The sequence below is a fragment of the Castellaniella sp. S9 genome (assembly GCF_027257175.1).
GTDB lineage: Bacteria > Pseudomonadota > Gammaproteobacteria > Burkholderiales > Burkholderiaceae_B > Castellaniella.
The window spans coordinates 439,412-459,526 of sequence record NZ_JAPFGD010000001.1 but is presented as its reverse complement, the minus strand read 5'-3'; the positions used below and the strand labels follow the sequence as shown (position 1 = coordinate 459,526).

The following is a 20,115-nucleotide window of genomic DNA, read 5'->3' as shown; positions in this document are numbered from 1 at the left end:
GCTATCCTACGACGTTGACCAGGCGGCCGGGAACGATGATGACGCGCTTGGGCTCGCGGCCTTCCAGAAAGCGCCCGACGGCCTCGTGGCCGCGGGCCTGGGCCTCGATGCCGGCCTTGTCGGCGTCCGGGTCGACGGTGAGTTGGGCCCGGACCTTGCCGTTGACCTGCAGGACGAGCTCGATACGGTCGGCGCGCAGGGCGTCCTCGTCCACCTGGGGCCAGGGGGCATCGAGCAGATCGCCCCATTGGTCGGCCAGGCCGAGATCGCGCCACAGCCGCCACGTGATATGGGGCACGACCGGATACAGCACGCGCAGCAGGATCGACATGCCTTCGGCCAGTGCGGGCCCGCCGGCCGAGGCCGCGCCGGCGGCCTCGAGCGCGTTGAGCATCTTCATCGCCGCCGAGACGACGGTGTTGTACTGGATGCGCTGGTAGTCGTAGTCGGCCTGCTTGAGCAGGGTGTGGATCTGGCGTCGCAGGTCCCGGTCGGCGGGGGCTGCGGTCGTCCAGTCGGCCGCGGCGCCGGCGGCGTCGCGGATGTCCCGAGCGTGGCTGTGGCACAGCGCCCAGAGGCGGCGCAGGAAGCGATGGGCGCCCTCGACGCCGGAGTCCGACCATTCGAGGGTCTGTTCCGGCGGGCTGGCGAACATGACGAACAGCCGCGCGGTGTCGGCGCCCAGCCCGTCGATCAGGGATTGCGGATCGACGCCGTTGTTCTTGGATTTGGACATCGTGCCGATGCCGCCGTAGTCGACCGGCGAGCCGTCCGATTTCAGGCGCGCGCCGACGATCGTGCCCTTGTCGTCGCGGATGTTCTCGACCTGCTCGGGCCAGAAATATTCGATGCCGCCGCGGGCGTTCTTGCGCGAATAGATATGGTTGAGCACCATGCCCTGGCACAGCAGGCGGGTGAAGGGCTCGGAGAATTTCAGCAGGCCCAGGTCGCGCATGACGCGCGTCCAGAACCGGGCATACAGCAGGTGCAGGACTGCGTGCTCGATGCCGCCGATGTATTGGTCCATCGGCATCCAGTAATCGTTGCGCGCATCGACCATGGCGGTGTCGTTGCCCGGCGAGGTATAGCGCATGAAATACCAGGACGAATCCACGAAGGTGTCCATGGTGTCGGTCTCGCGGCGCGCGGCCTTGCCGCAGCGCGGGCACTGGCATGTCAGGAAGCCTTCGTGCTTGGCCAGGGGGTTGCCGCTGCCGTCGGGCACGAGGTCCTCGGGCAGGATCACCGGCAGGTCGTGCTCGGGCACGGGCACGGGGCCGCAGTCCTCGCAGTGGATGATGGGGATCGGCGTGCCCCAATAGCGCTGGCGCGAAATGCCCCAGTCGCGCAGGCGCCAGGTGCTGCGGGGCTCGCCCAGGCCCATGGCCTGCAGGTCGGCGGCCACGGCGCGGATCGCCTCGGCGGTGCCCAGGCCGTCATATTTGCCGGAGGCGACGGTATGGCCGATCTGCTTGTCGGCGTACCAGTCCTGCCAGGCCGTGGTGGAGTACTCGCGGCCTTCGGCGGCGATCACCTGGCGGATCGGCAGGCCGTATTTCAAGGCAAAGGCGAAGTCGCGCTCGTCGTGGGCGGGCACACCCATCACCGCACCGTCGCCGTAGCTCATGAGGACGTAGTTGCCGACCCAGATCGGCACGGGCTCGCCGCTGAGGGGATGAATGGCCGTCAGGCCGGTGTCCATGCCTTCCTTTTCGCGGGTGGCGAGCTCGGCCTCGGTGGTGCCGCCGTGCCGGCAAGCCTCGATGAAGGCCGCGATCGCCGGCTGGTCGCGCGCGGCGCGCGCCGCCAGCGGGTGCTCGGGGGCCACGGCGCAGAAGGTCACGCCCATGATGGTGTCCGCGCGCGTGGTGAATACGTGCAGCAGGCCGTCCTGGATCAGGCTGCCGTCGGTGTCGCGGATGTCATGCCGGAAGGCGAAGCGCACGCCTTCGCTCTTGCCGATCCAGTTTTCCTGCATCAGGCGCACGCGCTCGGGCCACCCGGGCAGGCCGTCCTCGAGCGTGTCGAGGAGCTCGTCGGCATAGTCCGTGATGCGCAGGTAATAGCCGGGAATCTCGCGTTTCTCGACGGGCGCGCCCGAGCGCCAGCCGCGCCCGTCGATCACCTGTTCGTTGGCCAGCACGGTCTGGTCGACCGGGTCCCAGTTGACGACCTGGGTCTTGCGGTAGGCGATGCCTTTTTCCAGCATCTTGAGGAACAGCCACTGGTTCCACTTGTAGTATTTGGGATCGCAGGCGCACATCTCGCGCGACCAGTCGATCGCCAGGCCCATCGACTGCATCTGCTTTTTCATGTAAGCGATATTGTCGTAGGTCCACTGGGCGGGCGGCACGCCGGATTTCATCGCGGCGTTCTCGGCCGGCATCCCGAAGGCGTCCCAGCCCATGGGCATCAGGACGTTGTATCCGCGCATGCGCAACTGGCGGGTCATCATGTCGTTGATGGTGTAGTTGCGCACGTGGCCCATGTGCAGCTTGCCACTGGGGTAGGGCAGCATCGAGCAGGCATAGAACTTGGGCTTGGGCGTGCCCTGGGCGTCGCGGGCGTCCTCGGTGACGCGGTAGACGTCGCCCGCGCGCCAGTGCGCCTGGGCATCGGTTTCGACTTCGGTCGGGATGTAGCGTTCCTGCATGGATTTGTCGGGATGTGGGGTGGGTCGGATCAAGCAACCCGTCATTGTACCGTGCTGTGTCGCCGGGGTCGGGCGCCGCGCGGGTGCTTTTCGTCGGCCGGGCGCCAAAAAAATGACTGGTGTCAGACACTCCAGGGCGTCTGGCAATGACGTCCCGCCATGTGCTCGTCGAGTTGCAGGACACTCCGAAGGCAGTGCTTTGCCTCAAGCCGCTTCGGTTTTGTTCAATGCAGGGTAGTCGGTATAGCCCCGAGCCGTGCCTCCAAAGAATGTGCTGCGGTCGGCGCTGTTCATCGGCGCATGGGTCTTTACCCGGCTAACGAAATCCGGATTCGCCAGCACCAGTTGGCCGTAGGATTCCAGCTCGGCCAGTCCGCAGGCGATGTCCGTCCCTATCTGGTCGCGCGGGCGGCCCGCCCGGTTCAGGATCAGCGCGCCGCTCCAGAGGCCGCGGATTTTGGCCAGAAGTTGTTCGTCGCCCTGATGAACGACGTGCAGGTAGGCCAGTCTGCGCTGGTCGAGTGCAGCGACGAGGCAGCGATAGAGATCCGGTCCGTCGGCGCCTTCGTCGATGCCCCATAGCGTCGTACCGGGCGACAGGCGGATCGCCGTCCTGTCGGCACCGATCTCATCGACGATCGCATCGATGGCTTCGAGAGCGAAGCGGGTCCGGTTCTCGACCGAGCCACCGTATTCGTCGGAGCGCGTGTTGGCGCTGGGCGCAAAGAATTGTTGGACCAGGTAGGCATTCGCGCCATGGAGCTCGACGCCATCGGCCCCGGCCTCGATCGCGCGGCGTGCCGCGATGCGGAAGTCGGCCACCGTCTGACGTACCTCTGCCGCGGTCAGCGCACGCGGTGCGGGGATGTCCTGCAAACCCTTGGGCGTGAACATCTGCGCACCCGGCGCAATGGCCGACGGCGCAACGGCCTGACGGTGATGCGGCGTATTGTCCGGGTGCGACATGCGGCCGGCATGCATGAGCTGGATGAAGACATGCCCTCCCTGCCCGTGCACGGCAGCCGCAACCTTTCGCCAGCCGGCGACATGCGCGTCGGTGTAAATGCCCGGTGTCGCCAGATAGCCCTGACCATCGTCCGACGGCTGGGTCCCCTCGGTAATGATGAGCGCAACGCTGGCGCGCTGAGCGTAGTAGTCGGCGGCCAATTCCCCCGGCGTGCCGTCGGACTGGGCGCGCGAGCGGGTCATCGGCGCCATGACCAAGCGGTTCGGCAGCACATAGCGTCCGACACGAACGGGAGTGAATAGTGTGTCCATTGGAGAGTCCTCGGGCTGAGTGATTTGCCCTACACTGTAAGGAGTCCCATAAACAAAACAAAGACCATATTTACTAGACAGATCGTCTCGGTTTCAAAACACATGAATCTCAATGCCCTTGAAGACTTCAACCTGGTGGCGGTTCACGGCGGCTTGGGGAAGGCCAGTCGCGCCAGCGGCCGCTCGAAAGCCACCTTGTCCCGTCGCATCGCCGGCCTGGAAGACGCATTGGGTGTCCGGCTCCTGGAGCGCGGCGCCGGCGGCCTCGCCCTCACGGAGGCCGGACGATTGTTGGCCAGCCGAACCGAAGAGCCCATGCACGAAGTCGCCGATGCCATGGCCGCGGCACGTGAAGGGCTCGCCATCCCCCGGGGCCGCCTGCGGGTCGCCGCGCCGCTGCTGTTCTCCCAACTGGCGCTCGGGCGCCTTGCTGCGCAATTCCTGGCCACCTATCCCGAAGTGCAACTGGAGGTGGTGTCGGAGGATCGTGTCATCGATCTCGTGGATGAGCATTTCGACGTCGCGATCCGCATCAACCCGAGCAAGGACAGCACGCTGGTGGGCCGGTGCATCGCCAAGGACCGCCTGGTGATCGCCGCTGCGCCTTCGGTGCCGATGCCGACAGGCGGGAGCAGGAAGCCCGTCCGGGTTCCTGCCGTCGTGCTGCCCACGTATGCGGGCGAATCCTGGTCCATCGACGGTGCCCGTTTCACCATCGAGCCGCAGCCGGTGCTGCGCGCCTCATCTCTGTTGACGATCCGCGATGCCATTCTTGCCGGTGCGGGCGTGGCGCTGCTGCCGCAATCCATCATCTGGACGCTGCTGGCCAGCGGTGAACTCGTGCAGTGGGGATCGGCCGGCAGGGATGTCGAACTGTGGGTGCTGCACACGTCCCGCCGCCTGCCCAGCCCGAAGGTTCGCGCGTTCGTGGATTTCATGAGCAACCAGTATCCCGACGATTTGCTCGTGCTCTCTGGCTGAGAACGACGCTATGCACCGAAACGCACGCCGAGTCGTCCCGCACGGCCTCCGCGTCGGGCAGCGCCGGGCAGCGAGCGGCAAGAACCAACCCGGCCAACCCGCCAGGACCGGCGCGACGCCATGCACCGCCCGGCGCCCTTCATTGACATTCGCGGTATTCAGGCGCTTCACCAAGGAACGGTTCGACCCATGCGGTCGAGGTATTCCAGACCGGGTTTTCCTCGTTTCGAGAGCAGCGCCTTTACGATGTCGGGGACGGTTTCATCAAGGCTGAACGGCGCTTCCGGCCCGCCCAGCGCGGTACGAATCCAGCCGGGAGCCAACAACATCAACGCACGGGATTCCCCCGCGTGCCGAGCGGCGTAGCTGCGCATGTACTGGTTCAGGGCCGACTTGCTGCCGCGATAGACCTCATGCTTGCCTTTCTCGTTACTGGCGATGCTGCCTTGCCCAGACGACATGACGCCGATCAGGCCGTTGGCAGGCACCAAGCCCTGCAACACTTCGATGACGCGCATCGGTGCGAGCGCGTTGGTGAGCATGACGCGCACGAACTCCTGCGTGGACACGTCAGCAATGGTTTCGTGCTGATTGGCGTTCGCGGTTCCGGCATTCACGAATAGGATGTCGAAGCTGCGGCCAGATAGGCGATCACGCAATGCGGCAATCTGCGCCTGTTCGGTGACGTCGAGTCGCTCGATCTCGACGCGGCCTGCGTGGGCATCGGCCAAATCATGCAATTCGGTTCTGACATCCCCGCGCACGGTGCCGGTGACGTTCCATCCCCTTTTGAGAAATTCCGCCGACATCGCGGCACCAAGGCCACGCGAAGCGCCGATGAGCAAAATGCTCGGGCGAGGTTCACGGCTGATTGAGTTCGTCATGGTTGCACCTCTTCATGCGACTGGACAGACATTGATTCTGGATGCGCCTCATGTTTTGCACCAGACGCGCGTAATGCAATAATTGATTGCGTCTGATGCACAGAAAACCCAGGGATTGTCCGTGATGCGACACGTTGATTTGAACCTCCTCACATCGTTGGACATGCTGCTCACCGAGCGCAATGTGACACGGGCGGCACGTCGGCTTGGTTTAAGCCCATCGGCCATGAGCAGGGCGCTTTCCAGGCTTCGGGTAGCCACAGGGGATCAACTGCTCGTGCAGGCCGGCAGGACACTCGTTCCAACCCCTTACGCGGAACAACTGACCGAGCAAGTGCATGAGCTTGCGCGCAATGCGCTCGCGGTGCTTCAGCCCGTCAGTAACGTCCTAGACGTGGCGACCTTGGAGCGAACGTTCACGATCCGGGCCAATGACGGGTTTGTCGATCTGATCGGCCCGTCGCTGATGGCCGTGATCGCCCAGAGCGCGCCCCGTGTCCGCATCCGTTTCGTTCCGAAGTTCGACAAGGACGCACAACCGCTGCGAGAAGGCATGATCGACTTGGAGATCGGGGTGATCGGAACCAAGGCACCAGAACTGAAGACGCGGCTTCTTCTTCAAGACCGGTTCGTCGGTATTTGTCGAACGGGTCATCCTCTCCTGGAAAGACCAGGCGTAACGGCCAAACGCTATGCAGGCTATCGGCATGTGGTCGTCTCGCGCAAACGCCAATTTTCCGGCCCAGTGGATGATGCCCTTGATCAGATGGGCTTGCGCAGAACGGTTGCCACGGTCGTGCCTGCCTATGCCAATGCCGTGCGGATCGTGCGCCACTCAGACCTCATCGGGCTTGTCCCGCGTTCGAGTCTGGGCATTGGGTCGGCGGATGATGCCGCCATCAGTGCGGGCGTTCAGCATTTCGAGTTGCCGGTGCGTACCCCTCCGATCAAGGTATCCGCCATATGGCACCCACGCCTCCATGCAGACCCCGCCCATCGCTGGCTCCGCGACACCATTTTGGCTGTCTGCAAGGACACGCAGTTGGTCAACTGATGTGCGCTGAATCTCCAGCTCGGGACGCTAGCTTTGCGCGCACAGTGGTGCCGCACCCTTCAATCTTGCCTTTCGTCTGTGCCCTTCGCTGTCGCTGCGGGCGTCGGCGGCCCGACGACGCTGCGCAGCTATGATGATCCCAATAAGGAATTCTGAGAACGCCATGCCCGTTCAAATCGGATTGACCCGACCATCCGATGTCGAGGGAATATCCAAAAGATCCACGATCAAGCAGCCCTCCGTGCCTACTGACCAACCGCCAAGCGGACGGGCCTGCCGATGCGGCTCAACATTTCGACCAGCGTATCAATAGTGAACTTGGTGGTCTTCTTGTGCACCACGTCCGACACGCGCGGGCGGGACACCATCAGGAGCAAGTTCTAACGCCAGTGTTGGGCTGCACCCGAGCAGATTTGCCGGGCACCGTCTGGGATCTCGGCGCGATGCGCTGGACAGCAGCCGATAGGCGTCCTCGCTCATGGGCTTGGAGATGCCGCCGGTCTTGCTGTCAGGCCAGACGGCGCGACGCTTCTCCAGATCAACCCAGTCCCGTTCCAGGGGGCGGATTTCGGAGCGGCGAGCAGCGAACTCGAATTGCAGGTGGATCGCCAGCGCGATGACATAGTTCTCCAGTCCTTCCGCTTCCAAATGCTCCAGGTGACGGAAGATCCGCACCAGTTCATCGTCTACGATGGGCCGGGTTTCCTTTCCGGGCGGGTGCATCGGGACGTGGCGGCACGGATTCGTACCGTCGGGAGCGCTTTACATCCTGCGCCTTCATTCGCCCCAGGATGGGGATGATGCAGCGGTCGATGACGCCCTGATTGATAGCCGCGCTGGGGTCGCCGCCCTTGCGCATCTCGGCCAGTCACTCCTGCGCCATCGTGCGCGCCTGATCGACGGTCAGTTCCCCACCATACCGGTAAAAAAACCGCCCGTGGAACGGGCGGCTGGCAGTCCGGCGCAAGCCGGCGAGTCGCCCCGGAGGGCGCTCGAGATTATTTCAGCTTGGTTTCCTTGTAGTCGACGTGCTTGCGCGCGACCGGATCGAATTTCTTGATCAGCATTTTCTCGGGCATGTTGCGCTTGTTCTTGGTCGTCGTATAGAAATGACCCGTCCCAGCGGTGGACTCGAGCTTGATCTTTTCGCGGATGCCTTTTGCCATGATGTGCTCCTAGGGCCTGTCAGGCCAGTTCGCCGCGTGCGCGCAGGTCGGCCAGCACGGCGTCGATGCCGTTCTTGTCGATGATGCGCAGGGCCTTGGTGGACACGCGCAGGCGCACCCAGCGGTTTTCGCTCTCGACCCAGAAACGCCGCGACTGCAGGTTGGGCAGGAAACGGCGCTTGGTCTTGTTGTTGGCGTGAGAGACATTGTTGCCCACCATCGGGCCTTTGCCAGTCACTTGGCATACGCGTGCCATGGGCTCACCTCTGCTGTGTAATATGGAGATCAGTAAAGCCAAGCATTCTAAACTGAAAGTGCCTGGTGAATCAAGCCGCGCGCATCGCAAAACGCCCGGAAAGCCACGCGAGCGCGGCGCAAAGCGCCAGTATACCCGCCAGCGGCAGGGGGGTTTCGGTATGCCAGGCGCTGATGGCCAGCCCCGAGAGCGCGCCGCACAGCATCTGCAGGCCGCCCATCAGGGCCGAGGCGATCCCCAGCCGGCGGCCTTGTTCCGACAGGGCGAGCGCCGCGGCATTCGGGCCGACGAATCCCAGGCTGGCCATGAAGCCCATCAGGCACAGCATCAGCAGGCTCAGATTGATGAGGTCCGCCAGCGTCAGCAGCAGGGCGGCCAGGGCGGCCAGCGCCATGGCGCGCAGGGACCGCTTGAGCAGCGCGGCCGGGGTGTGGCGGTTGAGGAGGCGGGCGCCGATTTGCGAGGCGACGATCAGCGACGCCGCGTTCAGGCCGAACAGCAGGCCGAAGTATTGCGGCTCGACGCCATAGAGCAGGATGAAGACCCGCGGGGAGCCCGAGATGTATGCGAACAGGCCCGCCGATCCGAAGCCGCCCGCCAAGGCGTAGCCCATGAAAGCCTTGTGGCGCAGCAGGTCGCGGTAGGTGGACGCGACGATGCGCGGCGTCAGGGCCGCGACGTGCGCGGGGTCCAGCGACTCGCGCATCGAGGTCGCCACCGCCACCCACTGCAGGATGCCGACCGCGGCCATGATGTGAAAGATCGTGCGCCAGGAACCGAGCAGCAGGGCCTGGGCGCCCAGCAAGGGGGCGAGGATGGGCATCACCCCCATGACCAGCATCAGCAAGGACAAGGCCTTGGCCGCGTCGCGGGTCTCGAGGTGGTCGCGGATCACGGCGCGCGGGATCACCATGCCGGCCGCGCCGCCGAAAGCCTGGACGATCCGCCAGAGCGCCAACTGATCGATGGTGGCCGCGGTGGCGCAGCCCAGCGATGCGACCACGAACAGCGCGAGGCCGCCCAGCAGGGGGATCTTGCGCCCGTAGCGGTCGGCGAGCGGTCCGTAGCAGAGCTGCGCCAGCGCCAGCCCCAGCAGGTAGGTGGCGAGCGTCTGCTCGACCAATCCCTGGGCCACGCCGAGGTCGGCGGCGATGGCCGGGAACGAAGGCAGGTACATGTCGATCGCGAGCGGACCGATGGCCGCGAGCGACCCCATGAGAATCAGCCAGGGCGGCAGGTTTTCCAGTGTCGTTCGGGGTGGCATGCGGGGGCTTCGGATCGTTCTGTTTGGCGCTACTATAACAAGGTCCTGTGCGTCCAAAAGGGAGGTTGTGTTGAGCTCGATCCAGTCCATGATAGAAGCCAAGCTTGCCGCGTTGCCCGTTCCCGTGTCCCTGGAGCTGCCCGACGGCCGGCTGGTCGGCGCCGCCGATGCGGCGCTCCGATTGAAGGTCCGGGACCCAGTCGTCCTGACGCATTTCGCGGCGGGCGAGGTTGGCGTGCTGGGCGAGGATTACGTCGAGGGCAAGTTCAGTTTCGAGGGTTCCATGCGCGACCTGATGCGCCTGGCGGCCGGGATCCTGCCCCAGTCCCCGGTCGATGCCGCCCGCTCGGGCTGGCTGACCGAGATCGTGCGTCGCCTGACCTCGGTCTGGCGCCACTCGATCGAACGCGACGCCCGGCAGATCGAATTCCACTATGACCTGTCGGACGATTTCTATGCGCTGTGGCTGGATCCCCGGCGGGTCTATTCCTGCGCCTATTTCCGCGAGCCCGGCATGACGCTGGCGCAGGCCCAGGAGGCCAAGCTCGACCACATCTGCCGCAAACTCGCCCTCAAGGCCGGCGACCGTTTCCTCGACGTGGGCGCGGGCTGGGGCGGCCTGCTGCTGTGGGCCGCCGAGCACTACGACGTGCAGGCCACCGGGATCACGCTATCGCGCAACCAGCATGCCTACGTCAACCGGCTGATCGAGGAAAAAGGCCTGGGCGGCCGGGTGCGCATGGACTTGCTGGATTACCGCAAGCTCGACGAGTCCCAGCCCTACGACAAGATCGCCTCCGTGGGCATGTTCGAACACGTGGGCCGCGCCCAGCTGACGGGGTATTTCTCCAAGCTGCGGCGCCTGGTCCGCCCCGGCGGCCTCATCCTGAACCACGGCATCACGGCCGGCGGCCTGGACAATGCCGAGCTCGGCGCGGGGATGGGCGACTTCATCGAAAAGTTCATCTTTCCGGGCGGCGAGCTGTCCCACGTCAATTACGTCATGCGCACGCTGGCGGAGGCGGGGCTCGAGGACGTGGATGTCGAGAACCTCAGGCCGCACTATGCGCGCACGCTCTGGGCCTGGAGCGACGCCCTCGAGGACAAGCTCGAGCAGGCGCGCGCCATCCTGGATTCCGAGCAGGGCGCCCGCTCGCTGCGGGCCTACCGCATGTACCTGGCGGGCTGCGCGATGGGCTTCGAGCACGGCTGGATCGCATTGCATCAGATCCTCGTCCAGCCGCACCCCCACGGGCGCGATGACGAGCTCGACCACCCCGCCGATCTCAGCTATCCCTGGCGCCGGGACTACATGTATCGCAGCCCGCCGGCCGGTGCCCAGTAGCCATCAGGGTTTATTTCACCGCATCATGCGTGTAAAATAAAGTTTCCGCCGTGGCAGGCTGTTGCGATTCGCGACCCGGCCCGGCGGTTTGGTCTTTCAATTCTGGCGTATGACGGGTCGGCGCGCGCCGGCCCCAGAAACCTGTCAAGGGATGCCGCAGGCATCCGCGCTAGTGCTGGTATGTATTGGCGGGCTGGCCCCGTCTTCCGCACACCCTCCCCTAAGCTATGGCGCGTTGCGCATATTGGTGCGTCCCGCGTCTCCGTAACCCAAAGGAGGCTACATGTCTATCCAATCCCCCGCGCCGCATAAACCGGCTGTCCGTAAACGCCTGCCGCTCAAAGCCATGGGCCTGATGCTTGCCGCCTTGCTGGGCGGCGTGCCGCTGGCCGCCCAGGCGGCCGACGCGCCCCAGTGCGAACTGGACCGCCCCATGCGCTTTGGCGGCATGAACTGGGAATCCAACCTGGTGCTCGTCGAGGTCGAACGCTTCATCATCAAGCACGGCTACGGCTGCGAATCCGAGGTCCTGCCCACGGAAACCCTGCCGGCGCTCGCCGCCCTCGAGCGCGGCGACCTGGACATCAATACCGAACTTTGGCTGAACAGCACGCTCGAACCCTGGAACAAGGCCGAAGCCACCGGCAAGGTCAAGCGCATCGGCGATCTGTACATGGGCGGCGAGGCCTGGTTCATCCCGCGCTACACCGCCGAGCGTTTCCCTGAACTGAAGAAGGCCGCCGACCTGCCGAAGTTCAAGGATGCGTTCAAGGATCCCGAGGAGCCCGGCAAGGGCCGCTTCTATGGCTGCCCGGCGGGCTGGGCCTGCGAAGTCGTCAACGGCAATCTGTTCAAGGCGCTGGGCATGGGCGATACCTACACCTTGTTCTCGCCCGGCACCGGCGCGACGCAAAAGGCGGCGCTGGCGTCCGCCTACCAGCGCAAGGAAAACATCGTTTTCTACTACTGGTTCCCGACGTCCGTGGTCGGTTCCATGGACCTGGTCCAGCTCGAGCTGCCGCCCTACGACAAGGAAAAGCAGCTGTGCCTGACGGACGTCAACTGCGCCGATCCGCAACCCACCGCCTATCCCGACAATCCGGTGTTCACCGCGGTCAACACTGAATTCTCCGAAAAGGCGCCCAAGCTGATCGGCTTCCTCTCCAAGGTCGAGGTGCCGCTGGATGCCATGAACGAAACCCTGTCGTACATGGATGAGAACGAACTGGATGCCGAGCCCACCGCCCAGTGGTTCCTGAAATCCAAGCAGGATATCTGGACCCAGTGGCTGCCCGCCGACGTGGCGCAACGCGTCCAGGCGGCGCTCTGAGCGTGGCCGCGGTGTTTCCCGAGCTCATCCAGGCGCGCGAGCTGCAGCGTCCCATCGACCATTTCGTCGAGGGCATCGTCAACCAGTATGCGGATACCTTGCGCGCGCTGACCCAGCCCCTGCTCGACTTGCTGGTGTGGTCCGACCAGACCTTGCGGCACGCGCCCTGGTGGCTGGTGATCGGCGTGATCGTGGCGATCGCCTGGATGGGCAGCCGCAAGCCCGGGTTCAGCCTCATCATGGGGGGGCTGCTGTGCCTGGTGGGGGCCATCGGCCTGTGGGACGCGGCCATGCAGACGCTGTCCCTCATGCTGGTGGCGGTGCTGTTCTCGGTCGCTATCGGTATTCCGATCGGCATCCTGATGGCCAGCGTGCGCTGGGTGCGCGCGGCCATGCTGCCCATCCTGGATGTCATGCAGACCATGCCCAGCTTCGTCTACCTCATTCCCGTGGTGATGCTGTTCAACCTGGGCAAGCTCGCGGCCTTGTTCGCCACCGTGATCTATGCGGTGCCGCCGGTCATCCGCCTCACCGACCTGGGCATCCGCCTGGTCGACCGCGAGGTGCTGGAGGCCTCGCGGGCCTTCGGGGCCAGCCGCACGCGCCAGCTCTTTGGCGTGCAGCTGCCGCTGGCGCTGCCCAACATCATGGCGGGCATCAACCAGACCACCATGATGGCGCTGGCCATGGTGGTGATCGCCTCGATGATCGGCGTGCGCGGGCTGGGCTACGAGGTCCTGCAGGGCATCAACCGCCTTCAGGTGGGTCGTGGCCTGCTGGCGGGCCTGGGCATCGTGATACTGGCGATCATCTTTGACCGGATCACCCAGCAGTTCGGCAACCGGCAGATGCGACGGAGGGCCTGACATGAGCAAGATCGAAGTCCGCCATATCTATAAAGTATTCGGCCCCCGGCCGCAGCGCTGGATGGGGGCCGTGCGCGAGGGCATCTCGAAAGAAGCCCTGCTCGAGCGCAGCGGCCATACCCTGGGCCTGCGCGACATCAGCCTGTCCATCGAGGAAGGCCATATCCACGTGATCATGGGCCTGTCGGGCTCCGGCAAATCCACGCTGATACGCCATTTCAACCGCCTGATAGACCCCAGCGCCGGCCAGATCCTGGTCGACGGCGTCGACGTCATGAGCCTGCGTCCGCGCGAGCTCGAGCGCTTCCGCCAGGCCAAGATGAGCATGGTGTTTCAGCGCTTCGGCCTGCTGCCGCACCGCACGGTCCTGGACAATGCGGCCTATGGGCTGGCCGTGCAGGGCATGGGCCGCGCCGAGCGCAAGGCGCGCGCCATGCACTGGCTCGAACAGGTCGGCCTGTCCGGGTTCGAGGCGCAGTATCCGCACCAGCTCTCGGGCGGGATGCAGCAGCGCGTGGGCCTGGCGCGCGCCCTGGCCACCGATGCCGAGATCCTGCTGATGGACGAGGCGTTCTCCGCGCTCGACCCCTTGATCCGCCGCGAGATGCAGGACCAGTTGCTGGCCCTGCAAGCGCGCCTGAACAAGACCATCGTGTTCATCACCCACGACCTGGACGAGGCCTTGCGCCTGGGCAACCGGATCGCCATCCTCAAGGACGGCGAACTGGTCCAGGAAGGCGCGCCCGAGGACATCCTGCTGGCGCCCGCCAACGACTATGTGCAGTCCTTCCTGCAGGACGTCAATCGCGGCAAGGTCCTCAATGCTGCGCATGCCTGCAACGAGCGTCCCCTGACGCTGACCATGCGCACGCATCCCGCGCATGCCCTGGAACGCCTGGCGGGGCGCGGCTACGACTATGCGGCCGTGCTGGACGGCAAGCGCCTGGCGGGCGTCCTGACCCGCGAGCAGGCCGAAGGCGCGGTGCGCGCCGGCGCGCGGGACATCGCCCGCTATGTGGGCGACATGGCCTCCGTGCCGGCCAGCGCCGGCCTGGACGAGGTCCTTGCCCGCCTGCTGCGCAGCCCCGAGCCCCTGGCGGTCACCGGCGAGGACGACGAGTTCGTGGGCGTGCTGTCGCGCAGCCGCGTGGTCGAACTCGTGACCCCCGCCGTGGTCGCCGACGACCCCGAGCCGTCGGATCCATCGGATTCGTCCGAGCCGGCGGCGGCAGCCGCCCGGGATGCGGCCTGAAGACCGGTCCGGTTTTCAGGCCCGCATCATGCGGGCTTCTTCGCGTCGCCGCACGCGGGCATACCAGCCGAACAGCAGGACCGCGGTCAGGCCCAGGCCGGCCGCCGCCATGATCCACATCGTGGCGGCGCCCACGGGCGCGCCCGGCATCACCCAGTCGGCCACGGGCCGCAGGCGGCCGGCGCCGGGTCCGTATCCCAGCCACCAGCCGCCGATCAGGCCGAGGCCCGTCAAAGCGGCGATCTGCAGGACCAGCGGCACCACCGCCACCTTGTAGGCGCGCAGCAAGTAGGCGCTGATGCAGTGCATGGCATCGCAGAAATGGAACCAGGGCGCCACCTGCAGCAAGGCGAGGGCGACCGCCGCCACGCGCGCCTCGTCGGTGTAGGCATGCACGATGGGTTTCTGTGCGATGATCAGGACGGCCGCGGTGATCGCGGCGCCCGCCACGACCAGCAGGACGCCCGACCAACCGGTCGCGCGAGCCCTGGCGGCATCGCGCGCGCCGATCGCCTGGGCGGTCAACGAGGCGGTCGACAGGCTGATCGACATCGGCAGCATGTAGCACAGGGCGATCAGGTTGGCGAGTATCTGCTGGCCGCCGCTCACGTACAGGCCGTCGCGCGCGATCAGCAAGGCCATGAAGCTGAAGGCGCAGACCTCGATCAGGTAGGAGCCGCCCATGGGCAGTCCCAGCCGCAGCAAGGCCTTCTGGTCGGCCCAGCGCGGGCGGCCCACCCGCAGGTCGAGGGCGCGGAAGGCCGGCAGCCGCCGGATCACCCACAGGCCGGCGGCGAAAGTCATCCAGCTGACCAGCAGGGTGGACAGGCCGGCGCCCACGGCCCCCATGGCGGGGATGCCCGCCCAGCCGAATATGAAGGCGCCGTTGAACAGCAGCTTGAAGCCGATGCTGGCGACGTTGATCAGCATCACGACCCGGGTCTGCGAGATCGCCGTGGCCAGTGCGTAGATGCTGCGAAACATCAGCGCGGCCGGCAGCGCCGCCGCCAGGGCCAGCAGATACCAGGCGATGCGCGCGCGCACCTCGGGATCGACGGTGCCTGACATCGACAGCCAGACGTCGGGAAACAGCAGGGTGGTGCCGCCGATCAGCGACAGGTACAGGGCCAGCCAGACACCCTGGCCCCAGGCGTGGCCCGCCAGGTCCAGGCGCCCGGCGCCGAAGTGCTGGGCGGCAATGGGGATCAGGGCGTGGACGACCCCCATCAGGCCCACGAATATCGTGATGTAGATCGAGGCGCCCAACGCCATGGCCTGCAGGTCGGCGGCGGTGGTATGGCCGACCATTGCCGTGTCCAGGACGGCGAAGACGATGCCCGCCCAGGAACTGACCAGGATGGGCCAGGCCTGTCGCAGGATGTCGGCGGCGGCCCTGTGCGAGGGACTGTGCCGCGGTGAAGGGGTCATGGGGTGCGCGGCGCGATCCGCAATAGGCGGAACATCTCGTTGCGGTCGGGGCCGCGCCGGCCCTCCCACAGCGCCTCATGCCCGGCGTAGGCGGCGGTGCCGTCCCGCAGCGCGGCGGGCGTCACCTGTTGCAGCACCAGCGGGCAGCGCTCGTCAAAACTGAATTCGAGGCCGTCGAACACCAGGAACGAAGCCCGTTGGCCGGTGCCCAGGTGCAGGGTGCGCACGCATTCGCCCGGCCGGCGGTGGGCGTCGAGCGCGGCGGCGAACGAGTGGGAGACCTCGCGATAGCTGCGCACATAGTCCAGCGCGGGCATCCAGAGCGTCGCCAGCAGCAGCCAGGTGGTGATGAGCCCGCCGGCCGACAGGGCCGTGCCGCGCCACAGGCCGGCCGGATGCGAGCGCAGGCGCCAGCGCACCAGCAGGATCCAGGCCAGAGTTCCCAATACGGCCAGCGTCAGTGCCGGCCAGGCGACGTGGGCGTCCAGCCCGGCAGTCTGGCGCTCGATGTTGTGGGCGATCTGGGCCGGCCAGCCGCTTTGCAGGGCGACCCAGCCGAGCCAGACCGTCGCCGCCGTCAGCGAGAAGCACATGATGGCGAACCAGTCCAGGGTGTTGACGATGCCGCGGCGCAAGGTCGGCAGGGCGAATGCGCCCAGGACCGCGCAGGGCACGGCGAGCGTGCTGTACTCGGGTTCGAACGGATCGGCCACGAACAGCATCACCAGCAGGGCGCAGGCGGCGAAGCCGGCGGGGATGAGGATGTGCGGCGCGGCCAGCCAGCTGCGCCAGCGCCAGAGCGCAAGCAGCGCCAGAGGCCAGGTGGGCCACAGGAACCAGGGCAGGTCGCGCGCGATGCTCAGCAGGGCCCTGGGATTGGGCCAGCCGAATGACTGGCTGGTCCAGTACCACCAGCTTCGTGTCCAATACGGGCCGAACTCGCGGGCGGGAATCCACCAGAGCAGGATCAGCCCCGCGCAGATCAGGGCGCTGATCGCCAGCCATTTGGACTCGGCGCGCAGCGGGCCGGGCGGCAGGAACGCGCAACCGGCCGCGAGCATCAGCGGCAGGCCACCCAGCCAGCCGCGCGCAAGGAAGGCGGCGCCCAGCGCCACGCCCAGGGTCACGGCCCCCGACAGGGGATGGTCCAGCATGCGGGCCACGGCATAGAAGGCCAGGGCCTGGCACGCGATGACGGCCGGGACCTCGGAGGTCTCGTGCATCCGCCAGATGATGCCGGCGGTCGCCACGATCAGCAGCAGGGCGGCGTCGGCCAGCATGCGCCCGTAGTCGCGGGGATGGGGTTCGCCCCCAAAGGGCAGCGCCATGGGTTGCGCCTCGGCGCGCCGGCCCAGCAGGTAAGTGCCGTACCAGATGGAGCTGGTCAGGATGCCGAACCACAGCAGGTTGGGCAGGCGCGAAGCGATGATCGTCGCATCCAGCGGCCCCGAGAACCATTCGAACAGCGGCGTGAACGCCCAGATCGAGAAGGCCCCCACCCAGGTGACCAGCGGGCCGTCCTGCGCGTGCGCGAGCGTGCCGATCTGTGGCAGCAGCCAGGCGTGAGCGCTCGTCTCCGAGAGGGCGGTGAGCATGGTGGCCAGGCTGGTGACGTCGTCGGTCTTCCAGGGGTCGCGGTAAAACAGGCCGGCCAGGATGTAGACCAGCCCGACGCACAGCAGGAACAGGCGCGGGAGCTTGACCGTGGCGGGGGCCGTCAGCCGGGCGGGCGTCGAGCGAACGTTGTCTTGGAACACCGGGACAGCACTACCGAGAAAATGGACAAAGCCATCTTAAATGAAAAAGGGCAGCCTGGATGGCTGCCCTTTTCGGCTGCGGCGGGCTTATTGGTCTTTCTTGACCGTGCCGGCGGTGCGCGCAAAGCGGGCGCGGAATTTCTCGACGCGGCCGGTCTCGACGATGCGGGTCTGGGCGCCCGTGTAGAAGGGGTGGGACTCGGAGGTCACATCGCACTTGAAAAGCGGATAGGTCTTGCCGTCGATCTCGGTCTTTTCGCGGGTCGAAAGCGTCGAGCGCGAGATAAACGTGTTGCCGGTTTGCTGATCCAGGAATACGACTTCGCGGTATTCGGGGTGGATGCCTTCTTTCATGGTGGATGTTCCAGTCTGTGTGAGGGTCGCCAGCCAGGCCCACTAGTGCCTGTAGTGCCTGTAGTGCCTGACAACGTATCCGGTAAAGCCCAGTATTCTAATCCCTATAGGGAATTTATTCAATAGCCGTCGGTGCGCCGACAGCAGGACGCGGGTCGCCTGTGCGCGACCCGCGGTGCGTGGCGGGCGTTTCCGGGTTCGGCCTGGGATTAATACTGATATCGATTGATAAATTGTATCCAGTATCCTGCATCTAGAATGACGGCATGTTTCCGTCACGGCCCGCCATGCTTCCTCAACACCATGAAGGACACCCGGATATGAAAATCATTGCCATCGATTATTGGAAACTGCCTTGCCGCGCCATCAAGGAATCCTGGGACAGCGATGAATCCGTCTGGCCCGATGCGCCGCCCAGCTTCCTCGTGCGGGTCACTGGCGAAGACGGCGTCACCGGCGTTGGCGAGGTGACGAGCCAAGTCTGGTATCTGGGCGAAACCGCCGAGCAGATCGCCGGCTGCCTGGCGCTCTATGCGCAGGCGCTGGTGGGTCAGGACGCCACGAACATCGCCCGGGCGCACCAGATCATGGAGCGCACGTATGCTGGCGGCATGCCGGGCGGACGCGGCGCCCGGTCGGCGGTCGACATGGCTTTGTACGACCTGGTCGGCAAGGCCAAGGGCCTGAGCGTGCATGCGCTGCTGGGCGGGGCGTACCGCACGCGCCTGGACCTGCTGACCAACCTCTACCACAAGACGCCCGAGAGCATGGCGCAAGCGTGCAAGGATTTCGTCGCCCGGGGCTTCAAGGGCCTGAAGATCAAGGTGGGCGACACCCTGCTGCACCACGGGTTTTCAATGCAGCGCATGGAGCAGGAACTGGAGTTCCTGCAGGCCGCGCTCGAGGTCACGCCGCGTGACGTCTATATCGACGCCGATGCCAATCAGGGCTGGCGCAACGCCAAGTGGACGGTGGCCAAGCTCGCGCGCTTTGAGGAATACGATAATCTGTCGATCGAACAGCCCCTGGCCTATGCGGATCTGGCCGGCGCCCGCCATGTTCGCGAGCATGCCCGTACGCCCGTCATCCTGGACGAGTCCATCTGGTCGGTCGAGGCCATGTCCAATGCGATTGCGGCGCAGGCCTGCGACAGAATCGTGCTGAAGATCAATCGCGTCGGCGGTTTCTTCCCGGCCCAGCAAATCATCGCCCTGTGCACCGCCGCGGGCATCGGCGTCAGTGTCGATACGAATCCCTTCACCCTGGTGGGCGATACCGCCTGCGCCCACATCGCCGCCATCATCAAGGACCACTACCCCGTGGATTGCGAGGGTCACGTGTCTTTCCTCACGCTGGGCCGGGACGATGTGTTTCAGGGCGGCGTCGCCTTCGATCAGGGCCAGGCGATCGTTCCGGGCGCGCCGGGGCTGGGCGTCGAGGTCGACTGGGATGTCGTCGAGGGCATCGCCGAGCGATGAGTAGCGGCCGGCGGGCCTTCCTGCCCGGCGGCCTACACCTCGCCGCGTTCGGCGAGGGACACCGCACCTGAAGCCCCCACAATCAGGTGGTCGACCAGCCGGATGTCCACCAGGGCGAGCGCCTGCTTCAGGTGGCGCGTGAGGGCCAGGTCCGCGGGGCTGGGTTCGGCCAGGCCCGAGGGGTGATTGTGCGCCAGGATGACACCGGCCGCGTGATGGCCCAGCGCGGCCCGGACGATTTCGCGGGGATAGACCGTGGCCTGCGACAGCGTGCCGCGCGACACCTCTTCGCAAAGAATCAATTGCAGCTGGGTATCCAGGTACAGCGCGATGCAGTGCTCGACGCGCAGGTGCGCCAGTTGCGCGGCACAGAACCGCTTGACCTGCTGGGGCTGGCTCATCGCCTGGCCGGCGCGCAGGTCCTCCTCGAGCGCGCGGCGGCTGAGTTCGCGGATGGCCAGCAGTTCGCAGGTCTTGGCGGTGCCCATGCCGGGAAAGCCCAGCAGCGACCCCGCCGGCGCGGACAGCAGGCTGCGCAGGCCGCCGAAATGCTCCAGCAGGCGCCGCCCCAGGGCGACGGCATCGCAGCCGCGGGTGCCGGTGCGCAGGACGACCGCCAGCAATTCGGCGCTGGTGAGGGCGTGGGCGCCATGGGCCAGCAGGCGTTCGCGGGGGCGCTCGGGGCTCGGCGCGTGGCCGGCTGCGGGCCGGGAATAGGGGGATGCGGGACCCGAGGTCATGATAGGCTCTAAAATATGGCGCATGCGCG

General features: G+C 66.1%; 17 protein-coding genes and 2 pseudogenes. 7 read left to right on the top strand and 12 right to left on the bottom strand.

All coding sequences use genetic code 11. The features are described 5' to 3' along the window. Window position 1: 1 nt before the first annotated feature. Together leuS and OOZ48_RS02260 are read right to left on the bottom strand one after the other, a co-directional pair. Window positions 2–2,653, bottom strand: coding sequence for a leucine--tRNA ligase (gene leuS / locus OOZ48_RS02265; RefSeq protein ID WP_269495269.1), 2,652 nt, complete (start codon window positions 2,651–2,653; stop codon window positions 2–4). A 204-nt stretch (window positions 2,654–2,857) separates the two neighbouring features. Further along, the gene (locus OOZ48_RS02260; protein WP_269495267.1) at window positions 2,858–3,931 is read right to left on the bottom strand and encodes an alkene reductase; all 1,074 of its coding nucleotides are present in this window, start codon (window positions 3,929–3,931) and stop codon (window positions 2,858–2,860) included. A 102-nt stretch (window positions 3,932–4,033) separates the two neighbouring features. On the opposite strand from OOZ48_RS02260, the gene OOZ48_RS02255 reads away from it, so the two are divergent. After that, window positions 4,034–4,912: a LysR family transcriptional regulator gene (locus OOZ48_RS02255; protein WP_269495266.1), complete on the top strand. Its 879-nt coding sequence runs from the start codon at window positions 4,034–4,036 to the stop codon at window positions 4,910–4,912. A gap of 167 nt (window positions 4,913–5,079) precedes the next feature. On the opposite strand, the gene OOZ48_RS02250 is transcribed toward OOZ48_RS02255, so the two are convergent. After that, window positions 5,080–5,796, bottom strand: a complete 717-nt coding sequence (locus OOZ48_RS02250) for an SDR family oxidoreductase (protein ID WP_269495264.1) — start codon at window positions 5,794–5,796, stop codon at window positions 5,080–5,082. Window positions 5,797–5,920: 124 nt separating this feature from the next. On the opposite strand from OOZ48_RS02250, the gene OOZ48_RS02245 reads away from it, so the two are divergent. Continuing rightward, on the top strand, window positions 5,921–6,850 hold the full coding sequence (locus OOZ48_RS02245) for a LysR family transcriptional regulator (RefSeq protein WP_269495262.1): 930 nt from the start codon (window positions 5,921–5,923) through the stop codon (window positions 6,848–6,850). A 245-nt stretch (window positions 6,851–7,095) separates the two neighbouring features. Here the strand turns inward: OOZ48_RS02245 and OOZ48_RS02240 are convergent. The 5 genes and pseudogenes from OOZ48_RS02240 to OOZ48_RS02220 form a co-directional block, all read right to left on the bottom strand. After that, window positions 7,096–7,224 (bottom strand): annotated as a pseudogene (locus OOZ48_RS02240) (XRE family transcriptional regulator); the annotation flags it as partial. Window positions 7,225–7,267: 43 nt separating this feature from the next. Continuing rightward, a pseudogene (locus tag OOZ48_RS02235) lies at window positions 7,268–7,763 on the bottom strand (integrase); the annotation flags it as partial. Window positions 7,764–7,848: 85 nt separating this feature from the next. Continuing rightward, window positions 7,849–8,016 (bottom strand): 50S ribosomal protein L33, encoded by a 168-nt coding sequence (gene rpmG, locus OOZ48_RS02230; protein WP_003810296.1) that lies wholly within the window; start codon window positions 8,014–8,016, stop codon window positions 7,849–7,851. Window positions 8,017–8,035: 19 nt separating this feature from the next. Then, window positions 8,036–8,272 (bottom strand): 50S ribosomal protein L28, encoded by a 237-nt coding sequence (rpmB, locus tag OOZ48_RS02225; protein ID WP_269495260.1) that lies wholly within the window; start codon window positions 8,270–8,272, stop codon window positions 8,036–8,038. Between the two features lie 70 nt (window positions 8,273–8,342). Continuing rightward, window positions 8,343–9,536 (bottom strand): multidrug effflux MFS transporter, encoded by a 1,194-nt coding sequence (locus tag OOZ48_RS02220; RefSeq protein ID WP_269495257.1) that lies wholly within the window; start codon window positions 9,534–9,536, stop codon window positions 8,343–8,345. Window positions 9,537–9,624: 88 nt separating this feature from the next. On the opposite strand from OOZ48_RS02220, the gene OOZ48_RS02215 reads away from it, so the two are divergent. The 4 genes from OOZ48_RS02215 (at window position 9,625) to OOZ48_RS02200 (ending at window position 14,329) form a co-directional block, all read left to right on the top strand. Continuing rightward, the gene (locus OOZ48_RS02215) at window positions 9,625–10,881 is read left to right on the top strand and encodes a class I SAM-dependent methyltransferase (protein ID WP_442867504.1); all 1,257 of its coding nucleotides are present in this window, start codon (window positions 9,625–9,627) and stop codon (window positions 10,879–10,881) included. Between the two features lie 346 nt (window positions 10,882–11,227). Further along, a complete protein-coding gene (locus OOZ48_RS02210; RefSeq protein ID WP_269495395.1) occupies window positions 11,228–12,211 on the top strand; it encodes an ABC transporter substrate-binding protein in 984 nt (327 codons plus the stop codon). An 11-nt stretch (window positions 12,212–12,222) separates the two neighbouring features. Further along, window positions 12,223–13,077 (top strand): ABC transporter permease, encoded by an 855-nt coding sequence (locus OOZ48_RS02205; protein WP_269495394.1) that lies wholly within the window; start codon window positions 12,223–12,225, stop codon window positions 13,075–13,077. A gap of 1 nt (window position 13,078) precedes the next feature. Next, on the top strand, window positions 13,079–14,329 hold the full coding sequence (locus OOZ48_RS02200) for a quaternary amine ABC transporter ATP-binding protein (protein ID WP_269495252.1): 1,251 nt from the start codon (window positions 13,079–13,081) through the stop codon (window positions 14,327–14,329). A 15-nt stretch (window positions 14,330–14,344) separates the two neighbouring features. Here OOZ48_RS02200 and OOZ48_RS02195 read toward each other — a convergent pair whose 3' ends face one another. The 3 genes from OOZ48_RS02195 to OOZ48_RS02185 form a co-directional block, all read right to left on the bottom strand. After that, entirely contained in the window at window positions 14,345–15,757 is a 1,413-nt protein-coding gene (locus OOZ48_RS02195; RefSeq protein WP_269495249.1) for an MATE family efflux transporter, read from the bottom strand. Further along, window positions 15,754–17,514 carry an ArnT family glycosyltransferase gene (locus OOZ48_RS02190; protein WP_269495247.1) on the bottom strand — a complete coding sequence of 587 codons (1,761 nt, stop codon included), beginning with the start codon at window positions 17,512–17,514 and terminating at the stop codon, window positions 15,754–15,756. Before OOZ48_RS02190 ends, OOZ48_RS02195 begins: the two co-directional genes overlap by 4 nt. Before the next feature lie 87 nt (window positions 17,515–17,601). Further along, entirely contained in the window at window positions 17,602–17,868 is a 267-nt protein-coding gene (locus tag OOZ48_RS02185) for a type B 50S ribosomal protein L31 (protein ID WP_269495245.1), read from the bottom strand. Between the two features lie 320 nt (window positions 17,869–18,188). On the opposite strand from OOZ48_RS02185, the gene OOZ48_RS02180 reads away from it, so the two are divergent. After that, window positions 18,189–19,346 carry a mandelate racemase/muconate lactonizing enzyme family protein gene (locus OOZ48_RS02180; RefSeq protein WP_269495244.1) on the top strand — a complete coding sequence of 386 codons (1,158 nt, stop codon included), beginning with the start codon at window positions 18,189–18,191 and terminating at the stop codon, window positions 19,344–19,346. Between the two features lie 32 nt (window positions 19,347–19,378). Here the strand turns inward: OOZ48_RS02180 and radC are convergent, their stop codons facing one another. Further along, complete coding sequence (radC, locus tag OOZ48_RS02175) at window positions 19,379–20,086, bottom strand: RadC family protein (protein ID WP_269495243.1); 708 nt, start codon at window positions 20,084–20,086, stop codon at window positions 19,379–19,381. Between the last annotated feature and the right edge of the window lie 29 nt (window positions 20,087–20,115).

What these genes read in the sequence shown, in the direction of transcription:
- leuS (WP_269495269.1), bottom strand. Translation starts at nt 2,653, where the DNA reads ATGCAGGAACGCTACATCCCGACCGAAGTCGAAACCGATGCCCAGGCG.
- OOZ48_RS02260 (WP_269495267.1), bottom strand. Translation starts at nt 3,931, where the DNA reads ATGGACACACTATTCACTCCCGTTCGTGTCGGACGCTATGTGCTGCCG.
- OOZ48_RS02255 (WP_269495266.1), top strand. Translation starts at nt 4,034, where the DNA reads ATGAATCTCAATGCCCTTGAAGACTTCAACCTGGTGGCGGTTCACGGC.
- OOZ48_RS02250 (WP_269495264.1), bottom strand. Translation starts at nt 5,796, where the DNA reads ATGACGAACTCAATCAGCCGTGAACCTCGCCCGAGCATTTTGCTCATC.
- OOZ48_RS02245 (WP_269495262.1), top strand. Translation starts at nt 5,921, where the DNA reads ATGCGACACGTTGATTTGAACCTCCTCACATCGTTGGACATGCTGCTC.
- rpmG (WP_003810296.1), bottom strand. Translation starts at nt 8,016, where the DNA reads ATGGCAAAAGGCATCCGCGAAAAGATCAAGCTCGAGTCCACCGCTGGG.
- rpmB (WP_269495260.1), bottom strand. Translation starts at nt 8,272, where the DNA reads ATGGCACGCGTATGCCAAGTGACTGGCAAAGGCCCGATGGTGGGCAAC.
- OOZ48_RS02220 (WP_269495257.1), bottom strand. Translation starts at nt 9,536, where the DNA reads ATGCCACCCCGAACGACACTGGAAAACCTGCCGCCCTGGCTGATTCTC.
- OOZ48_RS02215 (WP_442867504.1), top strand. Translation starts at nt 9,625, where the DNA reads ATGATAGAAGCCAAGCTTGCCGCGTTGCCCGTTCCCGTGTCCCTGGAG.
- OOZ48_RS02210 (WP_269495395.1), top strand. Translation starts at nt 11,228, where the DNA reads ATGGGCCTGATGCTTGCCGCCTTGCTGGGCGGCGTGCCGCTGGCCGCC.
- OOZ48_RS02200 (WP_269495252.1), top strand. Translation starts at nt 13,079, where the DNA reads ATGAGCAAGATCGAAGTCCGCCATATCTATAAAGTATTCGGCCCCCGG.
- OOZ48_RS02195 (WP_269495249.1), bottom strand. Translation starts at nt 15,757, where the DNA reads ATGACCCCTTCACCGCGGCACAGTCCCTCGCACAGGGCCGCCGCCGAC.
- OOZ48_RS02185 (WP_269495245.1), bottom strand. Translation starts at nt 17,868, where the DNA reads ATGAAAGAAGGCATCCACCCCGAATACCGCGAAGTCGTATTCCTGGAT.
- OOZ48_RS02180 (WP_269495244.1), top strand. Translation starts at nt 18,189, where the DNA reads ATGAAAATCATTGCCATCGATTATTGGAAACTGCCTTGCCGCGCCATC.
- radC (WP_269495243.1), bottom strand. Translation starts at nt 20,086, where the DNA reads ATGACCTCGGGTCCCGCATCCCCCTATTCCCGGCCCGCAGCCGGCCAC.